Origin of the sequence: Robbsia andropogonis (assembly GCF_034047095.1) — a bacterium.
Lineage (GTDB): Bacteria > Pseudomonadota > Gammaproteobacteria > Burkholderiales > Burkholderiaceae > Robbsia > Robbsia andropogonis.
Window position 1 is genome coordinate 3,067,281 of the sequence record NZ_CP139170.1, and the last position, 23,622, is coordinate 3,090,902.

The 23,622-nt window shown below is 62.1% G+C and carries 21 protein-coding genes and 1 pseudogene; 12 read left to right on the forward strand and 10 right to left on the reverse strand.

Annotated elements, in window-relative coordinates; translation table 11 throughout:
* Positions 1-81: 81 nt before the first annotated feature.
* Positions 82-660, reverse strand: a complete 579-nt coding sequence (locus SJQ66_RS26845; RefSeq protein WP_024901733.1) for a superoxide dismutase — start codon at positions 658-660, stop codon at positions 82-84.
* A gap of 853 nt (positions 661-1,513) precedes the next feature.
* On the opposite strand from SJQ66_RS26845, the gene lpxK reads away from it, so the two are divergent.
* From lpxK to adk, 4 genes are all read left to right on the forward strand, one after another.
* Positions 1,514-2,563 (forward strand): tetraacyldisaccharide 4'-kinase, encoded by a 1,050-nt coding sequence (lpxK, locus tag SJQ66_RS26850; RefSeq protein WP_046153121.1) that lies wholly within the window; start codon positions 1,514-1,516, stop codon positions 2,561-2,563.
* Complete coding sequence (locus SJQ66_RS26855) at positions 2,544-2,765, forward strand: Trm112 family protein (protein ID WP_024901735.1); 222 nt, start codon at positions 2,544-2,546, stop codon at positions 2,763-2,765. Before lpxK ends, SJQ66_RS26855 begins: the two co-directional genes overlap by 20 nt.
* A gap of 22 nt (positions 2,766-2,787) precedes the next feature.
* On the forward strand, positions 2,788-3,753 hold the full coding sequence (gene kdsB / locus SJQ66_RS26860) for a 3-deoxy-manno-octulosonate cytidylyltransferase (RefSeq protein ID WP_051504153.1): 966 nt from the start codon (positions 2,788-2,790) through the stop codon (positions 3,751-3,753).
* 475 nt (positions 3,754-4,228) lie between these two features.
* Positions 4,229-4,888, forward strand: a complete 660-nt coding sequence (gene adk / locus SJQ66_RS26865) for an adenylate kinase (protein ID WP_024901737.1) — start codon at positions 4,229-4,231, stop codon at positions 4,886-4,888.
* An 85-nt stretch (positions 4,889-4,973) separates the two neighbouring features.
* Here the strand turns inward: adk and SJQ66_RS26870 are convergent, their stop codons facing one another.
* A complete protein-coding gene (locus tag SJQ66_RS26870; protein ID WP_024901738.1) occupies positions 4,974-5,840 on the reverse strand; it encodes a SirB1 family protein in 867 nt (288 codons plus the stop codon).
* A 1-nt stretch (position 5,841) separates the two neighbouring features.
* Entirely contained in the window at positions 5,842-7,389 is a 1,548-nt protein-coding gene (gene murJ / locus SJQ66_RS26875; RefSeq protein WP_024901739.1) for a murein biosynthesis integral membrane protein MurJ, read from the reverse strand.
* Between the two features lie 219 nt (positions 7,390-7,608).
* On the opposite strand from murJ, the gene rpsT reads away from it, so the two are divergent.
* Positions 7,609-7,893: a 30S ribosomal protein S20 gene (rpsT, locus tag SJQ66_RS26880; protein WP_024901740.1), complete on the forward strand. Its 285-nt coding sequence runs from the start codon at positions 7,609-7,611 to the stop codon at positions 7,891-7,893.
* Positions 7,894-8,101: 208 nt separating this feature from the next.
* Here the strand turns inward: rpsT and SJQ66_RS26885 are convergent, their stop codons facing one another.
* Positions 8,102-8,419 carry a DUF3579 domain-containing protein gene (locus tag SJQ66_RS26885; RefSeq protein ID WP_024901741.1) on the reverse strand — a complete coding sequence of 106 codons (318 nt, stop codon included), beginning with the start codon at positions 8,417-8,419 and terminating at the stop codon, positions 8,102-8,104.
* Positions 8,420-8,823: 404 nt separating this feature from the next.
* On the opposite strand from SJQ66_RS26885, the gene argF reads away from it, so the two are divergent.
* Positions 8,824-9,768 (forward strand): ornithine carbamoyltransferase, encoded by a 945-nt coding sequence (gene argF, locus SJQ66_RS26890; protein WP_024901742.1) that lies wholly within the window; start codon positions 8,824-8,826, stop codon positions 9,766-9,768.
* A gap of 171 nt (positions 9,769-9,939) precedes the next feature.
* Positions 9,940-11,166 carry an argininosuccinate synthase gene (locus SJQ66_RS26895; RefSeq protein WP_024901743.1) on the forward strand — a complete coding sequence of 409 codons (1,227 nt, stop codon included), beginning with the start codon at positions 9,940-9,942 and terminating at the stop codon, positions 11,164-11,166.
* Between the two features lie 126 nt (positions 11,167-11,292).
* On the opposite strand, the gene murB is transcribed toward SJQ66_RS26895, so the two are convergent.
* Positions 11,293-12,534, reverse strand: coding sequence for a UDP-N-acetylmuramate dehydrogenase (gene murB / locus SJQ66_RS26900; protein WP_320534769.1), 1,242 nt, complete (start codon positions 12,532-12,534; stop codon positions 11,293-11,295).
* Between the two features lie 159 nt (positions 12,535-12,693).
* On the opposite strand from murB, the gene SJQ66_RS26905 reads away from it, so the two are divergent.
* Positions 12,694-13,179 (forward strand): YajQ family cyclic di-GMP-binding protein, encoded by a 486-nt coding sequence (locus SJQ66_RS26905; protein ID WP_024901745.1) that lies wholly within the window; start codon positions 12,694-12,696, stop codon positions 13,177-13,179.
* On the opposite strand, the gene plsY is transcribed toward SJQ66_RS26905, so the two are convergent.
* From plsY to queG, 4 genes and pseudogenes are all read right to left on the reverse strand, one after another.
* Positions 13,180-13,803, reverse strand: a complete 624-nt coding sequence (plsY, locus tag SJQ66_RS26910; RefSeq protein WP_036007175.1) for a glycerol-3-phosphate 1-O-acyltransferase PlsY — start codon at positions 13,801-13,803, stop codon at positions 13,180-13,182.
* 205 nt (positions 13,804-14,008) lie between these two features.
* Complete coding sequence (locus SJQ66_RS26915; RefSeq protein WP_024901747.1) at positions 14,009-14,506, reverse strand: aminoacyl-tRNA deacylase; 498 nt, start codon at positions 14,504-14,506, stop codon at positions 14,009-14,011.
* 2 nt (positions 14,507-14,508) lie between these two features.
* On the reverse strand, positions 14,509-15,522 hold the full coding sequence (xerD, locus tag SJQ66_RS26920) for a site-specific tyrosine recombinase XerD (protein ID WP_082102712.1): 1,014 nt from the start codon (positions 15,520-15,522) through the stop codon (positions 14,509-14,511).
* A gap of 77 nt (positions 15,523-15,599) precedes the next feature.
* Positions 15,600-16,760 (reverse strand): annotated as a pseudogene (gene queG / locus SJQ66_RS26925) (tRNA epoxyqueuosine(34) reductase QueG); the annotation flags it as partial.
* A gap of 68 nt (positions 16,761-16,828) precedes the next feature.
* Here queG and tsaE point away from each other — a divergent pair.
* Positions 16,829-17,671, forward strand: a complete 843-nt coding sequence (gene tsaE / locus SJQ66_RS29820) for a tRNA (adenosine(37)-N6)-threonylcarbamoyltransferase complex ATPase subunit type 1 TsaE (protein ID WP_052738321.1) — start codon at positions 16,829-16,831, stop codon at positions 17,669-17,671.
* 217 nt (positions 17,672-17,888) lie between these two features.
* Positions 17,889-19,433 carry an N-acetylmuramoyl-L-alanine amidase gene (locus SJQ66_RS26935; RefSeq protein ID WP_096335510.1) on the forward strand — a complete coding sequence of 515 codons (1,545 nt, stop codon included), beginning with the start codon at positions 17,889-17,891 and terminating at the stop codon, positions 19,431-19,433.
* A gap of 31 nt (positions 19,434-19,464) precedes the next feature.
* On the opposite strand, the gene SJQ66_RS26940 is transcribed toward SJQ66_RS26935, so the two are convergent.
* Positions 19,465-20,142, reverse strand: coding sequence for a VTT domain-containing protein (locus SJQ66_RS26940; protein ID WP_320534770.1), 678 nt, complete (start codon positions 20,140-20,142; stop codon positions 19,465-19,467).
* Positions 20,143-20,354: 212 nt separating this feature from the next.
* Between SJQ66_RS26940 and mutL the strand changes: the two genes are divergently transcribed.
* Both mutL and miaA read left to right on the forward strand, forming a co-directional pair.
* Complete coding sequence (mutL, locus tag SJQ66_RS26945; RefSeq protein WP_407691529.1) at positions 20,355-22,583, forward strand: DNA mismatch repair endonuclease MutL; 2,229 nt, start codon at positions 20,355-20,357, stop codon at positions 22,581-22,583.
* Entirely contained in the window at positions 22,580-23,605 is a 1,026-nt protein-coding gene (gene miaA, locus SJQ66_RS26950) for a tRNA (adenosine(37)-N6)-dimethylallyltransferase MiaA (protein WP_024901754.1), read from the forward strand. The genes mutL and miaA overlap by 4 nt, the downstream gene beginning before the upstream one ends.
* The last annotated feature ends 17 nt before the right edge of the window (positions 23,606-23,622 follow it).

The window sequence follows — 23,622 nt, forward strand, 5'->3', positions numbered from 1 at the left end:
AGCAAACCGCGAGGGATGCCCGTCTATCCCGGCATCACATCGCCATGCGGAAAAAGCGATTCGTCATGCCGACCAGGGTCATCAGGCGAAGTTCTTCGCGGCAAAATCCCAATTCACGATATTCCAGAATGCCGCCAGGAAGTTCGGGCGGGAATTGCGGTGGTCGATGTAGTAAGCGTGCTCCCACACATCGATCGTCAGCAATGCCTTGGCATCGGACGTCAGCGGCGTAGCGGCGTTGCTGGTCGATACGATGTCCACCGAACCATCGGCCTTCTTGACCAGCCAGGTCCAGCCCGATCCGAAGTTGGCGGCCGCGGCGGCGGCAAACGCTTCCTTGAACTTGTCGTAGCTGCCCCACTTCGCCGTGATGGCGTCCGCCAGTGCACCGGTGGGTGCGCCACCGCCGTTCGGCGACAGGCAGTTCCAGAAGAACGTGTGGTTCCAAATCTGGGCGGCGTTGTTGAACACGCCACCGGACGACTTCTTGACGATCTCTTCGAGGGTCAAGCTTTCGAATTCCGTGCCCGGAATCAGCTTGTTCAGATTCGTGACGTACGTCTGGTGATGCTTGCCATAGTGGTACTCGAGCGTTTCAGCCGACATATGCGGTTGCAATGCATCTTTTGCGTACGGCAGCGGGGGCAGTTGGTGTTCCATAGCCGAGGACATCCTTATGTTGGTTTGCGGGGATATATTTACCTTACGTCGACCGGTTCGGTTTGTCGCGACCCACCATCACGCGATGTAATGCCGACACGATGGGCAACCCCGTCCGGCCGTGCGGCGAGGGCTTGTTCTGACCACTCCGGCGATTGTAGGGTAGTTACCGCCCCCTCGCAAACGACGGATATCGTATATGCTGCCGCGAAAACCCCGTGGCATCGGCCTCGTGCCGCTTTTTCGGTACTTGCCGATCGCCTTCGCCGAACGAGACCGCGGCCCGGCGGCCCGTCGTTCCCCGCGCCATGGTCACGCCCGGTCCATCGTGCTCAAAAATGCATCAAGCACAAAAAAGACCAGCCGCACCAGGGTTTACCTATGCCGTCCCCACGTTGTTCACATGAAAGACCGCCAAGACTGGGGACGAAACCGCGCCGGGCCATTCCTGTAAAGGCCGGACCTGTGGATAACCGAGCACGCGTCGCAATGCACCGATCCCGTTCCATCAAGAGGCAAAGCGGCATCGGAAATTGCCTAAATTTTACGCACCCACAATTTTAGCTGTTCGGCCATTGGGTTAGCGCTGCCCTCCCCAAGTTGTCCACATGCAATCATCGGTTCGATGGGGATAGCATGGCGCGGGGAACCTGGCAAAAAATCGACTCTGCCCAAAAATGCATCACCTTCAAAAAGCGCAGACCTGCCAATGACTTACGAAAACGATTCTGATGTTTCCCACAGGCTTCCGGCGCGCAGCTGTGGATGACATGCGGATGACAGCCCTGCAACCCGCTTGCCGCGCGAAGACCAGCGCGTTACATTGCGCGCTCCGGCAAGCTGGGAGGGCGGCATGAGCGTGGGGAAATGGGAGGCGCGCATAACGGCGGCGTGGCAACGGCGAGGTCTGACGGCGTGGTCATTGTGGCCATTGTCACTGTTGTTCGGCGCCATTGCGGGCTTGCGCCGCGCGGCTTTTCAACGCGGCTGGCGGCACAGCATCCGCGTGCCCGTGCCGGTTGTCGTGATCGGCAACGTGACCGTTGGCGGCGCGGGCAAGACCCCCACCGTGATTGCACTGGTCGAGGCCCTGCGGGAGCAAGGGCTGACGCCCGGCGTGGTATCGCGCGGACATGGCAGTGCGGCAAGCCGGCGCCCTCGCCCAACTGTCGTCGACGCCCATGCAATGCATGCCGCCACCCCGGCCGACATTGGCGATGAGCCGGCGCTGATCGTCCGACGCACTGGTGCACCGCTGGCCGTCGGACGCGATCGGGTGGCCGCTGCCCAGGCCCTGCTGGCAGTCGTCCCCGACGTTGACGTGATCCTGTGTGACGATGGCTTGCAGCATTATCGCCTAGCACGAGACATGGAGATTGTCGTATTCGATGCCCGCCTGGGCGGCAACGGGTTTCTTTTGCCTGCCGGACCACTGCGGGAACCGATGACACGCCGCCGTGATGCCACCGTCATCAATAACGCCCCTGTCTCCATCGCCCCGGCAGACTGGTCCAACACGTTCGCGATGACGCTCGTGCCCGGTGACGCATGGCAAGTGTGCGCAGCCGGAACGCCACCGCACCGTGCGCTCTCGTCCTTTGCAGGCCGTGACGCATCACGCACGCTGGCGGCGGCCGGTATCGGCGCACCGGAACGATTCTTCGACATGTTGCGTGGCCTGGGGATCGCGACACGCACATTGCCACTGCCCGATCATCATGCGTTCGATCGCAACCCGTTCCACGGCGACCCCGCCGAGACGATCCTTGTAACAGAGAAGGATGCGGTAAAATGCGGCGATTGGCATGATCCCCGTATCTGGGCCGTCCCGGTAGAGGGCGTGCTCGATCCTCGTTTGATAGCGCTTGTCGTGGAGAAGGTCCGTGGACGCTCGTCTGCTTGAAATCCTCGTGTGTCCGTTGTGCAAGGGACCGCTGAAACATGATCGTGCCGCGCAGGAATTGGTCTGCGCGACCGACAAACTGGCGTATCCGATCCAGGACGGTATTCCCGTCATGCTGGCAGAAGAAGCGCGTACGACCGTCGATGGTCATCGGGTGAATCCGAATGGTCCGGACGCGGACGTCGGCGCCGGAACCGTCTGAGAAACGGCTGCCGATCGTGTCCATAACGACCTCCGTACTCGTCGGCGGCGACAGCACGCCCGTCTTTGTCGCTGTCATTCCTGCTCGCCTCGCATCAACCCGCCTGCCGAATAAACCGCTTGCCGATATCGGCGGAAAACCGATGGTCGTCCACGTCGCGGAGCGTGCGCAAGCATCCGGGGCGCGTCATGTCGTGGTGGCCACCGACGCCCAATCCGTCCACGACGCCGTGATCGCGCACGGTTTCGAAGCAATGTTGACACGCCCTGACCATCCCTCCGGCACCGATCGGCTCGCCGAAGTGGCAACGCGCCTCGGCTGGAGCGACGATACCGTGGTGGTCAACGTCCAGGGCGACGAACCGTTGATCGCACCGGAACTGGTGCGGGGGGTGGCGGCGCATCTGGCCGCACATCCCGATTGCGCGATCGCCACGGCCGCCCACCCCATTCATTCGATCCACGAGATCTTCGATCCGAATGCGGTAAAAGTGGTCATCAACGCGAACGGGGTGGCGATGTATTTTTCGCGCGCGCCGATTCCCTGGTTTCGCGAAGGCTATGCCCGCCCGGTGGCAGCGGAATCGTCAGTGCTCACCGACGCCGTCGATACCGCCTCGACGTCCACATCGAATGCATCGGTCGCGGCTGTCAAGACCGGGGCGCCATCTGTTGCGCCCACGCTGGAGAGCGCGCTGGCGGCCTCGCGTGACGCCGCGGCCGATCGTCGCAGTCAATTGTCCGAGAATGCACCAGCACCCGTCTATAGGCATGTAGGCATCTATGCATACCGGGTGGGATTTTTACGCCGCTATCCGACACTGTCGCCTGCGCCGCTGGAGCGTGCGGAATCGCTTGAACAACTCCGTGCGATGTGGCACGGCGAACGGATTGCCGTACTGGTGACGGCCGATGCGCCACCGCCTGGTGTCGACACGCCGGAAGATCTTGCCCGCGCGCGTGACGCATTTGCGAAGCGCTCCGTTTAATAAAACATTGAGATAAACGGTGAGCATCGTTCATGCCTGGCCCGCCAAACCATCGTCGCGCGCCGGTTTCATCGGCGACAACCATGGCATAATCAGCGTTCGCGCTGGAAGAACGCGTGCGATTCACACGCGTAATCGACCGACTGGCAAGTCCTGTTTGTGACCCATATCGGACGCTTCCAGTGACCACGACACGCACCCGCGACGACAACGTGACGATCCCGTTGTCCTGACGATGGGACGAAACGGGGTCGGCGCGCCGGCGTTGGTCCACCATGGTTGTCCATGGGTTGGTGATCATCTTTTTTACACACCCAATTTCGAGTTGTCGGCAGGACCGCGGCGTGAACTGCCCGCCGTGGTGCCCCGGCTGTCGCACCCGCGGTAGACCCGCGACGGGGGCTGTCCCTGATGGCATGGCACCCCGGACGGGCCGACGACTCGGCACCCGATCCATATAAACGGAGTAATCGTCATGCGTTTGATCCTGTTAGGCGCGCCCGGCGCGGGCAAGGGCACCCAAGCTGCATTCATCAAGGAGCATTTCGGTATCCCGCAAATCTCCACAGGCGATATGCTGCGCGCCGCCGTGAAGGCCGGCACGCCGTTGGGTCTGGAGGCGAAACGCTTCATGGACGCCGGCGAACTGGTGACCGACGAACTGATCATCAATCTGGTCAAGGAACGCCTGCAACAACCGGACTGTGCGAACGGCTATCTGTTCGACGGTTTTCCGCGGACGATCCCGCAAGCGGAAGCAATGCGGGAAAGTCACGTTGCTATTGATCACGTGCTCGAAATCGATGTCCCGTTCGACGAAATCATCAACCGCATCAGCGGCCGCCGTGTGCACGCCGCATCGGGTCGAACCTATCACGTCACGTTCGCGCCGCCGAAGGAAGCCGGCAAGGACGACCTCACCGGTGAACCGTTGATCCAGCGTGACGATGACAAGGAAGACGTCGTACGCAAGCGCCTGGAGGTCTACAACGCCCAAACCCGGCCGCTGGTCGATTTCTACCAGCAATGGGCCAAATCGACCGATAGCGCCGGCGCACCGGTGTATCGACGCATCGCGGGCCTGGGTCCGGTCGACGAAATCCGCCAGCGGGCACTGGATGCGTTGAAAGACTGAGGGGCATCGCGGAGGATCGACGCACCGCGATCACCAGGTATGCCGACGTCGACCTCCGCCTGATAAAACCGACATGCCGCCAGGGTCAGAGACGCGCTTCGCCGTCCCCGCGGCGCTCGCCGGCGCGTTGCCGTAAGTCGGTCAGTTGGGTTTCGATAATCGTCGCGTCTTCCGACGCCGGCCGTTCTTCGAGATAGGCCTGCAGATCGGCAATCGCCGGCCGATACGCGTCGACACGGGCAAATGCCAGACCGCGATCGCGTCGCTCCTCGATGTTCTGCGGCAGGAGGATCGCTAGACGCTGCTGCACTGCTAACAGCAAGGGCCATTGCTCGGTCTGCAAATAAATCATCTTGAGGTTGCGCAACATCCGCGCGACGACCTCGCGCGCGGTTGCCGGCTGCAAAATCGCGCGCAACGCGCTGGCGACCGGTTGCCCTGCGCTGATCATATAGGGTTCGAGCATCTCCATCAGTTGTGACTCGCTCAACGAATCACCTGTTGTCGGGTCCATGATGACCTCCCCTGCAGGCAACGTCGCACGCAGCATGAAATGCCCGGGGAACGACACCCCGCTCACCTTCAAACCCAGTTGCTGGGCCATCTCCAGGTAGAGCACGGCAAGTGATATCGGTATGCCATGGCGCTTGTGCAGCACGGCGTTGAGATGGCTATTATCGGGATCGTAATAATCGTTCCGATTGCTGGCAAATCCCAGCTCCCGGAAGAAATAGCGGTTCAGCAAATGCAACTTCTGCGCCGCGCCGGCCTGTTTCGGCAACCGTCTGCGCAATTTATCGACAAGACCATCGATATCGGCCAGGGCCGCCTGAACGTCCAACTGCGGATACGCGTCTTGCGCAAGGGACAATGCCGCTTCCGTCAGCGGCAATCCCTCGTCGTCGGCGACCAGCGCGCCGAAGTAATCCAATACAACCGTCGACTTCGTCACGTCATACCCTCCGTCGGAAGTAGCTGTATTTGAAACCCATCAGCATCAGTATCGCAAAATATAACGCGATGAAGAGGACTATGCTTGCCGCCAGCAAGGCAATACGCAACCAGGGCGTCTGCCCCAATCCCACCCAATCAAATGACTGAGCGAACCATAACATGACGCCCGCTAGAATAAGGCACGCTCCGACCAGTTGCGCGAAGAATAGCGGCCAGCCCGGCTCCGGGCGGTAGACGCCCCGCTTTCGCAATACGACAAACAGGACGGCTGCATTGACGGTCGCGCCGACGCCGATCGATAACGCCAGTCCGGCGTGCGCGAAATATGGCACGAAAAAATAATTGCACAACTGTGTAAAGATCATGACGCCGACAGCCACGCGCACCGGCGTCTTGATATCCTGCCGCGCGTAAAAGCCCGGTGTCAGGATTTTCAGTAGCGTGAAGCCCAGCAGGCCAATGCCGTACAAGCCAAGCGCGCGCGCCACCATCGCGACGTCCAGCCCATCGAACTTGCCATAGCCGAACAGCGTTGCCGTCAACGGCACGGCAAAGACAAACAGTGCAACCGCGCTAGGCGCCGCGAAAAGGAAGGTGAGGCGCAAACCCCAATCGAGCAATGACGAATATTCTTTTGGGGCATTGTCGGAATGTGCCTTCGACAAGCTCGGGAGCAGAATGGTACCCAGCGCCACGCCGAGCAAGGCATTCGGAAACTCCATCAAGCGATCCGCGTAAGACAACCAGGACACGCTGCCAGCGGGCAAATGCGATGCGATATTGGTATTGATGATCAAGCTCAACTGCGCCACGGAGACACCGAACGTAGCCGGCACCATCTTGGCAAGCACCCGCTTGACACCACGGTGACCGAGGGCTTTCAATGGATTGAGCGCGATACGCGGTGCCATGTCAATGCGCCGCAAGGCGGGAATCTGTACCAGAAACTGCAGCAGGCCACCGACGATGACGGCAAACGGTAGCGCATAGATCGGCGTCTGCAAGTGTGGCGCGACGAACGTGGCGGCGACGATGAAGCTGATATTCAGCAGCAGCGGCGCGAACGCCGGCATGGAAAAATTCTTGTATGTATTCAGGACGCCCGCCGCCAAGGACGTCAACGAAATCAAGGCGATATACGGGAACATGACCCGTGTCATCCACACCGCCTCGGGAAAGGCTGGCCCCTCGTGCCGCAGTCCGGACGCAACCAGATAGACAACCCAGCTGGCACCGGCGATCCCGAGCAGCGACAGAATGGCAAGGAACCACGCCAGCACTGTTGCCATGGCATCGACCAGCGCCTTGGTCTCTTCGTGCCCTCGCTGGTTCTTAAACTCCGCAAGAATGGGCACAAAAGCTTGCGAAAATGCACCTTCAGCAGACAATCGGCGCAATAAGTTCGGGATGCGGAAAGCGACGTTGAAGGCGTCGGTATAGACGCTGGCGCCAAACGCGCGAGCAATCAACGTTTCACGGGCAAGGCCGGTTATACGGGAAAGGAGCGTAAAGCCACTGACCGTCAGGAGCGCTTTGAGTAAGTTCATGTTGCGCCTATTATACGGACCAACGTCGAAAAGCATCTGATCTCACGCACTTTGCGCCGCAACGCTTGCTTCCTGGAATCGAATCAGGCTACAATCGACGGTTCCGAATCATTCCATTTCGCTTCTCCGGTTGTTTTCGGTTGCCCGTCAACCGGTCTGGCTTCAACAATCGAAGCACGGTTGAAAAAACAGCCGAAGCACAGGACAAGGTACTTTTTCATGGCAAATTCCGCCCAAGCTATCAAGCGTGCTCGCCAAAGCAAGCAACGCAACGCCCTGCGCTCCGCGCAACGCGCTCAAGCGCGCACCTCGATCAAGAACGTCGCGAAGGCGCTGACGTCTGGCGACGTGTCGAAGGCGACGGATGCGTTCAAGGTTTCGGTCAAGACGCTGGATATCATGGCCGACAAGCGCGTTATCCATAAGAACAAGGCCGCGCGCCTGAAGAGCCGCCTGTCGGCGCGTCTGAAGAAGGCCGCTACGGCAGCGCAAGCGGCTGCCTGATCAGGCGTCGCGAAACACGCGCTTACTGCGGACTTGTCCCTTGGCGAGCCCGCAGTAAGCGCGTAGCCGCCTGAGGCTCCGGCCCGCCCTTTTTAGCGTGTGTGCATCAAGTGATTTCATCGATGCATGCATGAGTAGACCGCATCCCTATCTGGCTGCGCTCACTCAAAAAAAGCCCGCAAGCGGGCTTTTTGTATTGGTGCGTTAGCTAGCGTGGGCGATCTTCGAACATCAGACAGCCTTCGGTAACCTGCAGATCGTTATCCTTGGCGAAATTCATCACGAAATCGAAAGCCATCGGCTCTTTGGCGCGCAGCCGTTCGTCCACGACCACGCATTTGATACCGCCGAGGATCACTGGTCTGACATAGAGCGAATACTTCAGTCGCGCGTTGGGACCGCTCGCACCGGGGCCGAACGCCGACATCACGCCAGCGAGCCGCTCGGACCAGTCGCTCGGCCGAAATGTTTTACCGGACGAGGTGATGCCCTGAACGAAATATTCGCGCGGTGGAGTATCGGCCATAGCGATGAGGTTGAAGCGTCGGTCCTGCCTCTGACGTACACGGTTCCCACTGGTGGAAAAGCGGTGAGCAGGCGCCCACCCTTTCCCAGCCGTTGGTTCCTGCCGCACACGCGATACCCGCAGAGTCAGGACAGAAGGGTTGCCCGAAGGGATGCAAACCGGGTTCTGTCGAACCAAAGACCAATTATAGCGTGATCGGCCTACCGCCGCCGCCGTGAACCTGCGCAATGCTCGTCAAAACAGGCATAATCCTCTATCCTTTCGATACGATCTGAAACAATCTCAGAGATTGACATCAGACGTCTGTTTGTAGGTAACCTCGTATATGCACCCCGCACGCACCCGCGCACTCCGCGCACGCGTCGCTGCCGCGGAATGAACCGACACGGGGCCATCGCCATCTTATGACCAACAAAACGCCGCGCCACTATCTTCGCTTTACGGATTTGACGAACGATGAGTATGACTATCTGCTCGAACGAACGCGTCTGTTGAAGCAGAAGTTCAAGCGATACGAAACCTATCATCCGCTGCACGACCGCACGCTGGCGATGATCTTCGAAAAGAATTCGACACGTACCCGCCTGTCATTCGAGGCCGGTATCCACCAGCTCGGCGGCCACGCGGTGTTCTTGAACACACGCGACACGCAGTTGGGCCGGGGCGAACCGATCGAGGACGCGGCGCAGGTCATCTCGCGCATGGTGGACGTCATCATGATCCGCACGTTCGGCCAGGACATTCTCGACCGCTTTGCCGCGCACTCTCGCGTACCGGTCATCAACGGCCTGACCACGGAATACCATCCGTGCCAGGTGCTGGCAGATATTTTCACTTACCACGAGAAGACCGGTGGAACGATTCGCGGCAAAACGGTGGCCTGGGTTGGCGATGCCAATAACATGGCCTATACCTGGATCGATGCGGCGCGCATTCTCGGCTTTACGCTCCATATCTCCACGCCCCCTGGCTATCGCCTCGACCCCGCGCTGGCCGGCGACGTGGCGGCGCCGGGCGCCGTCGGCGGCTATCGGCTGATCGACGATCCGCTGGAAGCGTGCCGTGGCGCGCATCTGGTGACCACCGATGTCTGGACCAGCATGGGCTTCGAGGCGGAAAACGATGTCCGAAAGGCCGCCTTCGCCGATTGGTGCGTAGACGCGGAAATGATGGCCGTCGCCGCACCGGACGCGCTGTTCATGCATTGTCTGCCGGCGCACCGCGGGGAAGAAGTTACCGCCGAGGTCATCGACGGTCCGCAAAGCGTGGTCTGGGATGAGGCGGAAAACCGCCTGCACGTGCAGAAGGCATTGATGGAATTCCTGCTGCTCGGCGAATTGAATCATTAATACAAGTGGCGAGCCGCTCGGCCCGCCTTTGATCAATGCCGCGCCGGCAGAGGCGTTTCGCGCGCATGACGCCGTACTGCCATCGGGGTCATGCGTGCAAAATCCCCGGCTAGAGGCGCGGAAAATGGCAGAATACGGGTTTTCCTGTTCCGCGCCAGTCAAGAGTTCATCATGAGCGATATCAAGAAAGTCGTGCTCGCCTATTCCGGCGGCCTCGACACCTCCGTCATCCTGAAGTGGTTGCAGGACAACTACGATGCCGAAGTGGTCACGTTCACCGCCGACATCGGCCAAGGCGAAGAGCTGGAGCCCGCGCGCGCAAAAGCGCTGCAGCTCGGCATCAAACCTGAAAACATCTTCATCGATGACCTGCGCGAGGAATTTGTCCGCGACTTCGTGTTCCCGATGTTCCGCGCGAACGCGATCTACGAAGGCGAATACCTGCTCGGCACGTCGATCGCTCGACCGTTGATCGCCAAGCGCCAGATCGAGATCGCTCGCGCCACCGGCGCCGAAGCCGTGTCGCATGGCGCAACCGGCAAGGGCAATGACCAGGTTCGCTTCGAACTGGGCTACTACGGCCTGGAGCCGGGTATCAAGGTTATCGCGCCGTGGCGGGAATGGGACCTGCTGTCGCGTGAAAAACTGCTCGCCTACGCGGAAAACGCCGGCATCCCGATCGACATGAAGCACAAGCAAGGCGGCGCGCCGTATTCGATGGACGCGAACCTGCTGCACATCTCGTTCGAAGGCCGTCACCTGGAAGACCCGAAAAACGAAGCCGAAGCCGATATGTGGCGTTGGACGGTCTCACCGGAACAGGCGCCGGATGCACCGGAATACATCGACATCGAATATGTCGGCGGCGACCCGGTCGCGATCAACGGCAAGGCCCTGTCGCCGGCCGCGATCCTGACGGAATTGAACAGCCTGGGCGGCAAGCACGGCATCGGCCGCCTGGACCTGGTTGAAAACCGCTATGTGGGCATGAAGTCGCGCGGCTGCTATGAAACGCCGGGCGGTACGATCCTGCTGAAGGCGCATCGCGGCATCGAGTCGATCACGTTGGATCGTGAAGTGGCGCATCTGAAGGACGACCTGCTCGCCCGCTATGCATCGCTGATTTATAACGGCTACTGGTGGAGCCCGGAGCGCGTGGCGCTGCAGGTGCTGATCGACCACACGCAGAAGAACGTCAACGGATGGGTCCGCCTGAAGCTATACAAGGGCAGCGTCTCCGTGGTTGCGCGTGATTCGAAGGACACTTTGTTCGATAAGACGATCGCCACGTTCGATGACGATGGCGGCGCATACAACCAAGCTGACGCCGGCGGCTTCATCAAGCTGAATGCGTTGCGCATGCGGATCGCCGAAAACGCCCGTCGTCAACGCGGGTAAGACAATCGACGGTCGGGGCGTGGGATGCATTCCCATGCGCTCTGACCACGTACGCATTCCGGCACGGAACAAGCAGAGGCCCGCCTGACGGTAGCGTCGGCGGGCCACTTTTTTATCCGTGCGTGCCTAGAGCACCCGCGGCTCGGCCTCCAGGCGCACGCCAAAACGCCGCTCCACATCGTTGGCGATCCGTTCGGCCAGCGCCATGATCTGGCTACCGGTCGCACCGCCAGCGTTGGTCAACACCAGCGCCTGCCGGTCATGAACACGGGCAGGACTGTCTGCATCAAGGCCTCGCCCCTTCCACCCGCATCGATCGATCATCCAGCCCGCCGCCAGCTTGTACCCACCGTCCGCCTGGGCGTACGACACAAGGTCCGGTTCCCGGCCCTTCAACGCGGCATGCCGCACGGCGTCGATCACCGGATTCTTGAAGAAACTGCCGGCATTGCCAATCACGGCCGGATCGGGTAATTTGGCTTGGCGCACGGCGACGACGGCATCGAAGATGTCCCGCGGCGTTGGCATCGCGCAGTGACGCGCCTGCAGCACCTGGTCGAGATCCGCGTAGGCACGGCGGGGCGTCCACCGGCGAGGCAGGGCAAACGTCACGGAGAGAATGATCCAGCGCTGACCGTCGGTCTGCTTGAAGATGCTGTCTCGATAGTCGAAACGGCAGTCGTCACGGTTGAATTCCCGGATTTCACCGGTATGGCGATCCATCGCGGTCAGCACGTCGAAGAAGTCGGCGATTTCGACCCCATACGCGCCGATGTTCTGAACCGGCGCGGCCCCCACAGTGCCGGGGATCAATGCCAGGTTTTCCAGGCCGGGGCACCGCTGCGCCAGCGTCCAGTCGACAAACGCGTGCCACGGCTCGCCGGCACCGGCCCGGACGCGGACCACGTCGGCAGCCGCAGGATGGATTTCGGACCGATCGTCATGCGGGCGCGCCGACGCCGCACTCGCGACATGCCCGACCCCGGTGGCAGTCGAAGCGGATACAATCGACCGCCCGCGCAGGGCGATGCGGATGACCAGCGCATCGAGGTCGCCAGTCAGCACGATGTTGCTGCCCCCCCCCAGAACGTGGACCGGCAGGCCGGCCACCCGTGGATCACGCAACACCGCCCATAGTGCGTCCGCGCTGTCGACGGTCGCGCCGAAACGGGCGCGCACATCGAATCCGAACGTATTCCATTGCCGTAAGGCAACGTCCGGTATCAACCAGTCCCGCACCGGTGCATGGCGCTCGGCCGTGGCCTGGCCGGTGGCATCCCCCCCCGTCACCGGATGGCTGGACGCCACGGTCCCGGTGGCGTGGCCGGAAGTGGCTGCGGAAGGGGTGAGCGAAGCATCGACGGACATTGGCGTATCGGCGGGAAACGGGATCAGTGGAGCGGCGCGATCGGGGGGGCCATATCGCCCGGCGGGCCGACAACGGTAAAATGACGCGGTCAGAGATTATAACGGCCCGCGATCTCGAAACGCGGGTAGCCCTATCAGCGCTATCAGGAGTAAAGCACCATGCCAACATTCGACGTCGTTTGCGAAGCCAACATGATCGAAGTGAAGAACGCAGTTGAACAAGCGAACAAGGAGATCTCGACGCGCTTCGACTTCAAGGGATCGGATTCACGCCTGGAACATAAGGACACGGAACTGACAGTCCATGCCGATGACGATTTCAAGCTCGGTCAGGTCAAGGATGTCATGGTGTCGAAGATGGCCAAGCGGAATGTGGATGTCCGCTTCCTCGACTACGGCAAGATCGAGAAGGTGGGCGGCGACAAGGTCAAGCAAGTCATCACGATCAAGAAAGGCGTCAGCGGCGACTTGGCGAAGAAGATCGTGAAAACGATCAAGGACAGCAAGATCAAGGTCCAGGCCAGCATTCAAGGCGATGCGGTTCGTGTGTCCGGCGGCAAGCGCGACGACCTGCAATCGACCATCGCCCTGTTGAAGAAGGAAATCACGGACACCCCCCTCGACTTCAACAACTTCCGCGACTGATTACGTTTTCTTCTTGCCGCCCAGCTTGCTTTCCGTGCCGGAGAGCAGCTTGGTGATATTGGCTTTATGGCGCCAGATCAGCAGCAGGCTCATCACCGCGACGGCCCACGTGATGCGGTTTGCACCGCCCGAGAGCCAGGCGTGATAAAACGGCGCCGCCAGCGCTGCCGCCAACGCTGCCAGCGACGAATAGCGAAACACGGCGGCCATCACCAGCCACGTTGCCAACGTCGCCAGTCCCAACAACGGGTGAATCGCGAACAGGACGCCGGCGGCGGTGGCAACGCCCTTGCCGCCCTGGAAGCGGAAAAATATCGGCCAGAGATGCCCGACAAAGACCGCGATGCCGGAAGCGGCAATCGCGCACTGGGCATCCGGCGCAGTCCAACCATGCGTGTGCACCCATAGGCTCACGAGCCAGACCGCCAGCCAGCCCTTCAACGCATCCCCGACCAGCGTCAGAATTGCCGCCTTCCGATTGCCGCTGCGCAGCACATTGGTGGCGCCGGGGTTACCCGACCCATAGGAGCGAGGGTCCGATAATCCCATCGCCGCACTGACGACGACGGCAAATGAAACGGAGCCCAGCAGATAGCTGAGCACGACGGCAATGAGTTGGCTGATCAAGACGGATCTCGCTGGAGCATCTGGAAAACGGACCGGGTCATGCCTGACGGACAACCACGGACCGCCGCGATTGTACCGCGTCGGCGGCAGCAAGCAATCGGCCCGCAAGGGTTTGCCCGATCAGCGCAGGGACCGTCGAGCCACGTCTCGGCGTCGCGCTATTGACCTTCGCAATGCAGGCCGCGATGGCGCCCCCGATCGGTCAGTCCGTGTCGTACAGCGCGCACTCGACCGGCGCGGCAGCAAGTACCGTGGTAAGAACCGACGGCGCCAGGCTTACCAGATACCCGCGACGGCCGCCATTGATGAAAATGCGTGGCAGCAATAGGATGCTCGATTCCACGTAGATCGGCATGGCCTTGCGCAGGCCGAACGGCGAGGTGCCCCCTACCAAATAGCCGGAATGCCGTGACGCCACATCGGGCTTGCACGGTTCAATTCGCTTCGCCCCCGCCTGACGCGCCAGATTTTTCGTCGACACCTTGCAGTCGCCGTGCATCAGCACCACCAGCGGCTGCGCCCGTTCATCCTCCATGATCAACGTTTTCACCACGCTGTGTTCATCGGCGCCGAGCTGTCGCGCGGATTCGGCGGTCCCGCCGTGCTCGACGTAATCATAGGCATGCCCCTCGAACGGCACCGCGTGCTTGCGCAGGAACTGCGTCGCGGGCGTCTCCGATACGTGGTCTTTCTTCTTCACTGCTATCCCCGTGGATGGTGGCGCGCGTGCAGCGTCCGCAAGCGTTCACGCGCCACGTGCGTATAGATTTGCGTGGTCGAAATATCGGCATGGCCGAGCAGCATCTGCACCGCCCGCAGATCCGCGCCGTGATCGAGCAGATGCGTGGCGAACGCATGGCGCAGGGTGTGAGGCGATAACGGCCCGCGGATATCGGCGCGCAACGCGTAGCGCTTGATCAGATACCAGAAAGCCTGCCGCGTCATGCCCTCCCCACGCGCGGTAACGAACAATGCGTTGGCGCTGCGGGCGCCCAACAAACCGGGACGCGCGGAGCGCAGATAGCGTTGCAGCCATTCCTGCGCCTCATCGCCAAAAGGCACCAAACGTTCCTTCGACCCCTTGCCGAAGACGCGGAGTACACCCTCGTTCAGTCCCATCTCGACCGTTTTCAAATTCACCAGTTCCGAGACACGCAACCCACTCGCGTACATCAGCTCCAGCATCGTGCGATCGCGCAGCCCGAGATCGGTGTCGACATCCGGTGCCGCCAACAAGCTTTCCACCTGCTTCTCGGACAGCGTCGAGGGAAAACGCGCCGGACGCTTGGCGGCACGGAGGCGCAGCGTCGGATCGCGCTGTACATGCCGCTCTCGCAACGCCCATGCATAGAATCGCCGGAACGCCGCGAGCCGTCGGTTCGCGGATGTCGCGCGTCCATCGCCGCGTGCGGCCACATAGGCGGTCAACGCCGGCTCATCAGCGACATCCAGCGGCGGCGCGCCATGTGCGGCCAGCCATTCGGCGAAGAGACGCAAATCGCGCCGATACGCTTCGAGCGTGTTTTTTGCGAGCCCATGCTCCAGCCACAAGGCATCGCAAAACGCGTCGATCAACGCGAGACTGCGCGGCGCCGCAGGCAAACTCGGAGGCGCCACGTCATCGCCGGACGGCTTTGCAGATGCTGTCTTCGTTGCTGTCTTAGGCGTTCTCTTCAACACTGATTTAGCGGCGTCCGTCTCGACTGTCCTCACCATGCTCATTTTCCTTGCGCGGCCGGGGCCGCCGTCGTGCGCGTGATCGCGTCCGCCGTTGCCATGGATGCCGGCAGGTCCGCTTGCGCGGCGGCCCACGCGACGTGCTCCCGCACCACCGCATCCGGATGGTCGGCATGCCGCGCCAACGCATCGCACAAACGCTGCCGCGCCCCTCCTGGGGGCGTCACGCGCACCGCATTGCCCAGCGCCACCGCGATATTGCGCAACCAGCGCGCATGGCCGATACGCCGAATCGCACTGCCGCTCAGCCGCGTGTCGAAATCCGTTTCGGTCCAGGCAAACAAATCGATCAGGCGACTGCTGTCCAAACCGTTACGGCTATCGAAATCCGGCGTATCGGCGCGTTTGGCGAATTTATTCCATGGACAGACGGTCTGGCAATCGTCGCATCCGTAAATGCGGTTGCCCATCGCCGGGCGCATCGCTTCCGGAATGCTGCCCTCGAATTCGATGGTCAGATACGAAATGCAACGGCGCGCATCCAGCCGAAACGGCGCGACGATAGCACCGGTCGGGCAGGCATCCAGACAGCGACGGCATGCGCCACAATGCGCGCCATCAATGGAAGATGCGTCGTCGGCGTCAGGTGTCGCGCGGTCCACCGGCAGCGGAATGTCGAGATACAGCTCGCCCAGGAAAAAGAACGAGCCGGCATCCCGGGCCAGCAACAACGTGTGCTTGCCACGCCAGCCAACCCCGGCGCGACGCGCCAGTTCAACTTCCATGACCGGCGCGGAATCCGTGAAGACGCGATGGCCGAACGGGCCGATGGCCTCGCCGATACGGTCAGCGAGCCGCTGCAGCCGTTGCCGCATCACCTTGTGATAATCGCGGCCCCGCGCATAGACCGACACCACCGCCGCGTCCGGATCGTCGAGTCGACGTACCTCCTCCACACGCCAGTCGTCACCGAGGCCTGCCGGCAGATACGGCAGTCGTACGCTGATGATCCGTTGCGTACCCGGCACCAACTCGGCAGGACGGGCACGCTTCAGACCATGTTTTTCCATATAATGCATCTGCCCATGGAACCCCGCCGCCAGCCACGCCAACAGACCCGGCTCCGCATCACGCAGATCGATATCGCTGATGCCAACCGCGTCGAAACCCAATTCATGGGCCCACGTCTTGACCTGCGCGGCAAGGCGCGCCAGGGCCGCAGCATCGGGCGGACCGTTGGCGGCGACGGACGTGCCGGGGCTCGCCGCGCCTGGCATCGCGTCCACGTTCTCTGCGCCCGGACCGGGCGGGGTTACCATCGCACTCATCGTCGCCATTTTACGCAATGCCCGCTCGTCCCACCGTGCCAGATCCGAAACCCCACCTTCCCGCCAATGCGGCCGACGACCCGGTGAATAGTGCCGCGACCAGCGCCGGTCCAGCGGATCGCACCGGCATGTCATCCACGCACCGGTTCGTCTTGTCCGATGAAGCCGCCACGGCGGCGCTGGCCGCGCGTTTCGCATCCGTCTTCGCCACCGCCTTGTCCCCTCTTCCGACTACCGCCTCAGGTCTGGCGGATACCGATGCCCCGCACGACAGCCCCACCCCGAGCATGTCGATCACCGATGATGCACCGGGCAGCGCGGGCGACGCATCGGCAGCGTTCAGCGGGCTGCAGCCCGAGACAGGCTTACAGGTGCATCTCGTAGGAGACCTCGGCGCGGGCAAGACCGCCTTCGTCCGCGGCGTGCTAAGGGCGCTGGGCCACACCGGCCGGGTGCGCAGCCCCACTTATACGCTGGTCGAACCGTATGCCGTGCCACGCGCGACACCCGTTCCGCACACGTTGCATATCCACCACTTCGACCTCTACCGTTTTGCCGATCCCGACGAATGGCGTGAAGCCGGTTTCGATGATTACCTGGCTGCCCGTGCGTTGAACCTGATCGAATGGCCGTCTCAGGCGGCGGGCGTCCTGCCAACTCCGGACCTGATCCTGACATTGCGCGTCGAGACCGACCCGGCCGCTGCGCCGGATACCGCCGCTTGCGATGCGGACCCGATAAGCGATGACAGAAGCGAGATCAACGCCTCGCCGTTGGATCACGGTTCACCGCGGACGCTTGATGCACAGGCCACGAGCCCGCTCGGAGCGGCCTGCCTGTCTATCGTCGCGAAGGGTTGATCCCGCCCGCCATGTTTCCACGCCAGATTGCCCGCATCTCAACCCCCCGTCCAACTTCACATCGCATCAGTCGCGGCCCAAACGTCACTTTTCGTTACACAGACAGGCTGAACGGGCAACACGCAATCCGCACATTCTCGCTGGATTCTGGCAAGATAACCGCAACAAGCGCAATAAAGTTTTCTTACAAAACAGATACTAGCGCGTTTTTCTTCAGATTCTTCTCCAAATGCTGATCAAGCCTTTCCGATCGATCGAGTCCGCCGCCGGCGCTGCCAGTGGCTGGAGTCGCCGCAAGGTCCTGCAAGCAGGCGCTTCCACCGCCATGCTCGGACTTGCCGTGCCGCGTCTCGCGCATGCGTCGTCCGTGCTGGCCGTCCGCGTCTGGCCTGCGCAGGACTACACCCGTGTCACGATCGAATCGGACCAGAAGCTCGAGTTTCAACAGCAGATTCTCGCCAGCCCGGATCGGCTCGTCGTCGACCTCCAGGGGCTCGATCTGGATCGACCGCTGCGCGACCTCGTCGCGAAGATCCAGCCCAATGATCCGCAGATTCAGAATGTCCGCGTCGGCCAATACCAACCGCGCGTCGTGCGCCTGGTATTCGATTTGAAAGGGGCGGTGAAACCGCAATCGTTCACGTTGGCACCGGTGGGAAATTATCGGAACCGGCTCGTGCTGGATTTGTATCCCGCCGTGCCACCCGACCCGTTGATGGCGTTATTGAAACAAACGCAGGGGAAAGAGCAGGCATTGGCGCAGCGGAACAATCCGCCCCGCGCCCCGCTATCAGGACCGTCATCGCCGCAGAACGACGACACCGAGGCGTTCTTCCGCCAGTACGCGGACCAGGCCCGGCCGGACGCGCCACCCACTGCGCCATCGGCCTCGACGTTCGCCAACGCGAAACCGCTTTCGCCGGATGGGGCAGATCCCACGATCACATCGCGTGGCGGCAAGGCCGCGTTGCCGAAGTCGGCACCGCCGACCGAACTGGCGCAACGCGACAATTACGGTTTCAAGGGGCCGGCCAAGGCGGGACCCAGGACGCTACGACTGCTGACGATTGCCATCGATCCGGGTCATGGCGGCGAGGACCCGGGCGCGACCGGCCAGACCGGCATGCATGAGAAAACGGTGGTACTCGACATCGCGCACAAACTGCGGCAAAAGATCGATAACGAGCCCAACATGCGCTCGATGATGACGCGCGACGCCGATTTCTTCGTACCGCTTTACGTGCGCACGCAAAAAGCCCGACGCGTCGGCGCGGATCTTTTCGTCTCGATCCATGCCGATGCCTTTACGACACCGGCCGCAAACGGCTCCTCGGTGTTCGCCTTATCGGAACATGGGGCCAGCAGTGCCGCGGCGCGGTGGATGGCCAATCGGGAAAACGCGTCCGACGAGATTGGCGGCGTACCGGCAGGTACCAAGGACGTCGCGCTGACGCGTGCCTTGCTCGACATGTCGACGACGGCGCAAATCCGCGACAGTCTGAAATACGGCGATTACGTGCTCAATGAGATTGGCGGGATCAACAAACTCCATAGCCGCAATGTCGAACAAGCCGGCTTCGCCGTGTTGAAGTCACCGGATATCCCGTCGGTGCTGGTGGAGACCGCCTTCATCAGCAATCCGGATGAGGAAGCCAAGCTGAAGACCGATGGCTATCGCGATGAGATGGCCTCGGCCATTCTGCGCGGCATCAAGAAATACCTGGCGGCGCACCCGCCGTTGGCGAAGAACACCGTGGTATAAGCCGCCGCGCAGTCATGCGTCGAATCAAGGCTTACGCCTTGCGCGACGAGTCGGTCGCGCCCGGCGTTCCACGCTTTTGACGCAGCATCTTGTACAGGCCACCCAACGCAACCGGCACGACGGCCGCGCAGACACCCACCAATGCGATCACGTTCAGATACTGACGGATGAACGGCAGGTTACCGAAGAAATAACCGCACACCACCAGCAACACCACCCAGAACAGCGCGCCCAGGATATTGAACAACTGGAATCGCGCCACGCTCATTCCCGACACACCGGCGACGAACGGCGCAAACGTCCGCACGACGGGTACGAAGCGGGCCAGCACCAGGGTCTTGCCGCCGTGGCGTTCGTAGAAGCCATGCGTCCGTTGCAACGCCGTACGGTCCAGGAACCGCCAATTCGACTCGTACACCTTCGGTCCAATCGCGCTGCCGATCATATAGTTGACGGTATTGCCGAGTACCGCCGCAACAACCAGCAACACCAGCAGGGTGCCCAATGACATCGCACCACTGGCCGCGAACGCCCCCCCGATAAACAGCAGCGAATCACCGGGGAGAAAGGGAAAAACGACCAGGCCCGTTTCGCAGAATACGATCAGGAACAAGACTGCATAGACCCAGGCGCCGTAGTTCGCGATGAAAGGCCCCAGGAATTTGTCGATATGAAGAATCATGCCGGCGAATTGCAGAACGGTATCCAAATCGTCTTTCCTTGTGGTTGGGTCGGTTGACGCCATCTTGGCGCAGAACATCATACCGGAATCACCCTGCACGCCGATGGATTCGCCGGTGACGTCCGGTATTGTCGCTATAATTCGTCAAAGTCCGATGCGCTATCGGCCACACAGCCATCGCGCCGCGCGGACCTGATCCTGCCTCGTTTTCCGCATCGTTCGTTAACACCGCGTTAACCTTGAATCAAGCCCACACCCCCGATCTCGATGCCGACTCCCTTGGCGTCGGCGCACCGCTGCCTGTTGCCGAAACGGCGCCCGGCCCCCGGCGTGGGCGGCAAGCCGCCCGTCCGATCTGTGCCTTGCCAGATCAGCTCATCAGTCAGATTGCCGCGGGCGAAGTCGTCGAGCGGCCGGCGTCGGTCGTCAAGGAACTGCTGGAAAATGCGCTCGACGCCGGCGCTACGTCGCTGCGCGTGGTGCTGGAAGGCGGCGGCGTCAAACGCATCAGCATCACCGACGATGGCGGCGGTATTGCCGCCGACGAACTGCCGCTCGCGCTGATGCGACACGCCACGAGCAAAATCCGATCGTTGTCGGAGCTGGAATCCGTCGCCACGCTCGGGTTCCGCGGCGAAGCGCTGGCGTCCATCGCGTCAGTCGCGCAGGTAAGCATCACCAGTCGGACCGCCGCCGCCCCGCACGCCACGCGGATTGATGCCGATACCGGCGTGATCGCGCCTTCGGCAGGTGGCCAGGGCACCGTCATCGACGTCCGCGAGTTGTACTTCAATACACCCGCGCGCCGCAAGTTCTTGAAAAGCGAGCAAACGGAATTCGGGCATTGCCTGGAAATGGTCCGCCGCGCGGCGTTGTCACGGCCGGACGTCGCCATCTCGGTACTGCACAACGGTCGCGCCGTCGAGCATTGGAATGCCGCCGAACCGGTGCAGCGTGTCGGCGCGGTGATGGGCGAGGCGTTCAGTCGCGCATTCCTGCCGGTGGACGAGGTAGCCGGGCCGATCGCCGTCTATGGGTGCGCCGGCCTGCCCACGACCAGCCGTACGCGTGCCGATCAACAGTATTTCTTCGTCAACGGCCGCTTTGTCCGCGACCGCCTGCTCAACCATGCGGTGCGCGCGGCGTACGAGGACGTGCTGCACGGTGATCGCTTTCCCGCGTACTGCCTGTTCCTGGATCTGCCACCCGAAGCCGTCGATGTGAACGTGCATCCGTCGAAGATAGAGGTACGATTCCGCGACTCGCGATCGATTCACCAGTTCGTCTTTCATTCGGTACAGAGAGCGTTGGCGCGTCACGCGGGACAATCGCCCGACACGACGCACGGTGGCCATGCCGCGGTCATCGGCCCCGATGGCCTTGCGGCAAAGGGAGACGACGCGACCACCAGCGGCGACGCCAGTAATGTCGCGCAGACGATGCCGGCGTGGCGGTCATCCGCGCCGCTCCAACCGACCCGGCAAGCGTCGTTGCCGATCGGCCGCCTTGGCGCCGAAGGCGGTGGCACGGGCCAGTATTACGGCGGCGGCGCCGGTGGTGTCCGAGGCGGTTTCGGCACGCCGGACGCCGGTGCGACCGCTTCGTACTACGGCGCCTTGTTCGGCCGACGCGACGATACCGAGGGTGCCGACGGCACGGGTGACGCGCGTACCGGCGCCAGCGCGGAAGGCATCAGCGGACACGGCGACGATCCTCGATGGCGTCCGGCGTCGCCGCTGTTCGCAGGAGAGGCGGGGGCATCCTACCAGGCAGGCTCGGCGACCGCGCGGACCGACACAGAGGCGCAAGCCGGGTCGCCCCTTTACACGGGTCCGGGACTGGCCGGAGTGGGCGGTGACGCCAGCGACTGGGACGATGACGATGCCCATCCGCTCGGTTTCGCGCTCGGACAGGTGCATGGCATCTATGTGCTCGCGCAAAACGGGCGTGGACTCGTGATCGTCGACATGCACGCGGCGCATGAACGCATCCTGTACGAGCAATTCAAGACCGCACTGGCGAACCGGAGCATTGCCGTACAGCCCTTGCTGATTCCGGTATCGATGCCTGCCGATCCGGTCGAGGTGGGCACGGTCGAGGAAAACCGGGAGACGCTGGAAGCGCTTGGTTTCGATATCGCCCCCATCTCGCCAACCACTCTGGCGATCCGATCGGTCCCGGCGCTCCTGAAGGAAGCCGATCTGGCGTCACTCGCCCGGGCGCTGATCGCCGATCTGCACGCCTGGGGCGGGTCGCGCGTGCTGACCGAGCATCAACACACGTTGCTCGGCACGTTGGCCTGCCATCACGCGGTACGGGCCAATCGTCGCCTGACGCTCGACGAGATGAACGCGTTGCTGCGCGCGATGGAAGCAACCGAACGCGCCGACCAGTGCAATCATGGACGCCCGACCTGGTATCAGTTGACCATCGGTGACCTGGACCGTCTTTTCATGCGTGGTCAATGACGGCAGCCTCGGCCTCCCTCCCGGTCGTCTGCGTATTGGGACCTACCGCCTCCGGCAAAACCGCGACCGCGTTGGCCGTCGCGCGTCATGAGCGCGCATCTGGTCGCGCGGTCGAATTGATCAGCCTGGACTCCGCGCTGGTGTTTCGGGACATGGACATCGGCACGGCGAAACCGAGTATCGCCGAGCGCGCCGACATCCCGCATTGGCTGATCGATATCCGCGATCCGCGGCAAGCCTATTCGGCCGCCGAATTTCGTGACGACGCCCTGCGCCTGATCACCGAAATCCGCGCGCGTGGCGCGCAGCCGGTGATCGTTGGCGGCACGATGATGTATTTCCATGCGCTGACGCAAGGACTTGCCGCGTTGCCTCAGGCCGATGCCGCGATTCGCGCGCAACTCGACGCCGATGCGGCCCGCGATGGCTGGCCAGCCATGCACCGCCGCCTTGCGCAACACGATCCAGACACCGCGGCACGCCTTGCGCCCAACGATGCCCAGCGCATCCAGCGCGCACTTGAAATCCTGATGGTCAGCGGCCACACGATGTCCTACTGGCTCGCCCGGCAAAAAGCGGATGCAAACGCCGATGCGAGCCGCAGCGGCGCCACGCCCCCGGCGCCCGCCAACGCTTATACCGTGATCTCGCTGGAGCCATCCGATCGCGCCGTCCTGCACGATCGCATCGCAAAGCGTTTCGATGCGATGCTGGAACACGGTTTCATTGACGAAGTACGGCGGCTTCACGCGCGGGGTGATCTGCATCCGGACCTGGCCTCGATGCGGTGCGTCGGATATAGACAGGCGTGGGACTACCTGGAGGGTCGAGACGACTGGCCGGCTATGCGCGACAAAGGCATCTTCGCCACGCGCCAATTGTGCAAACGTCAGTTGACCTGGCTCAGAAAGATAGGTCAACGCACGGTGATCGACTGCGTCCGCGATGATATCGTGGACGTTGCAAGCCATGCCGTGATCGACGCATTGGGTCGACTACGCGTCGCCGCGGCGGAACATTGATGCCACCCGCCTTTCCC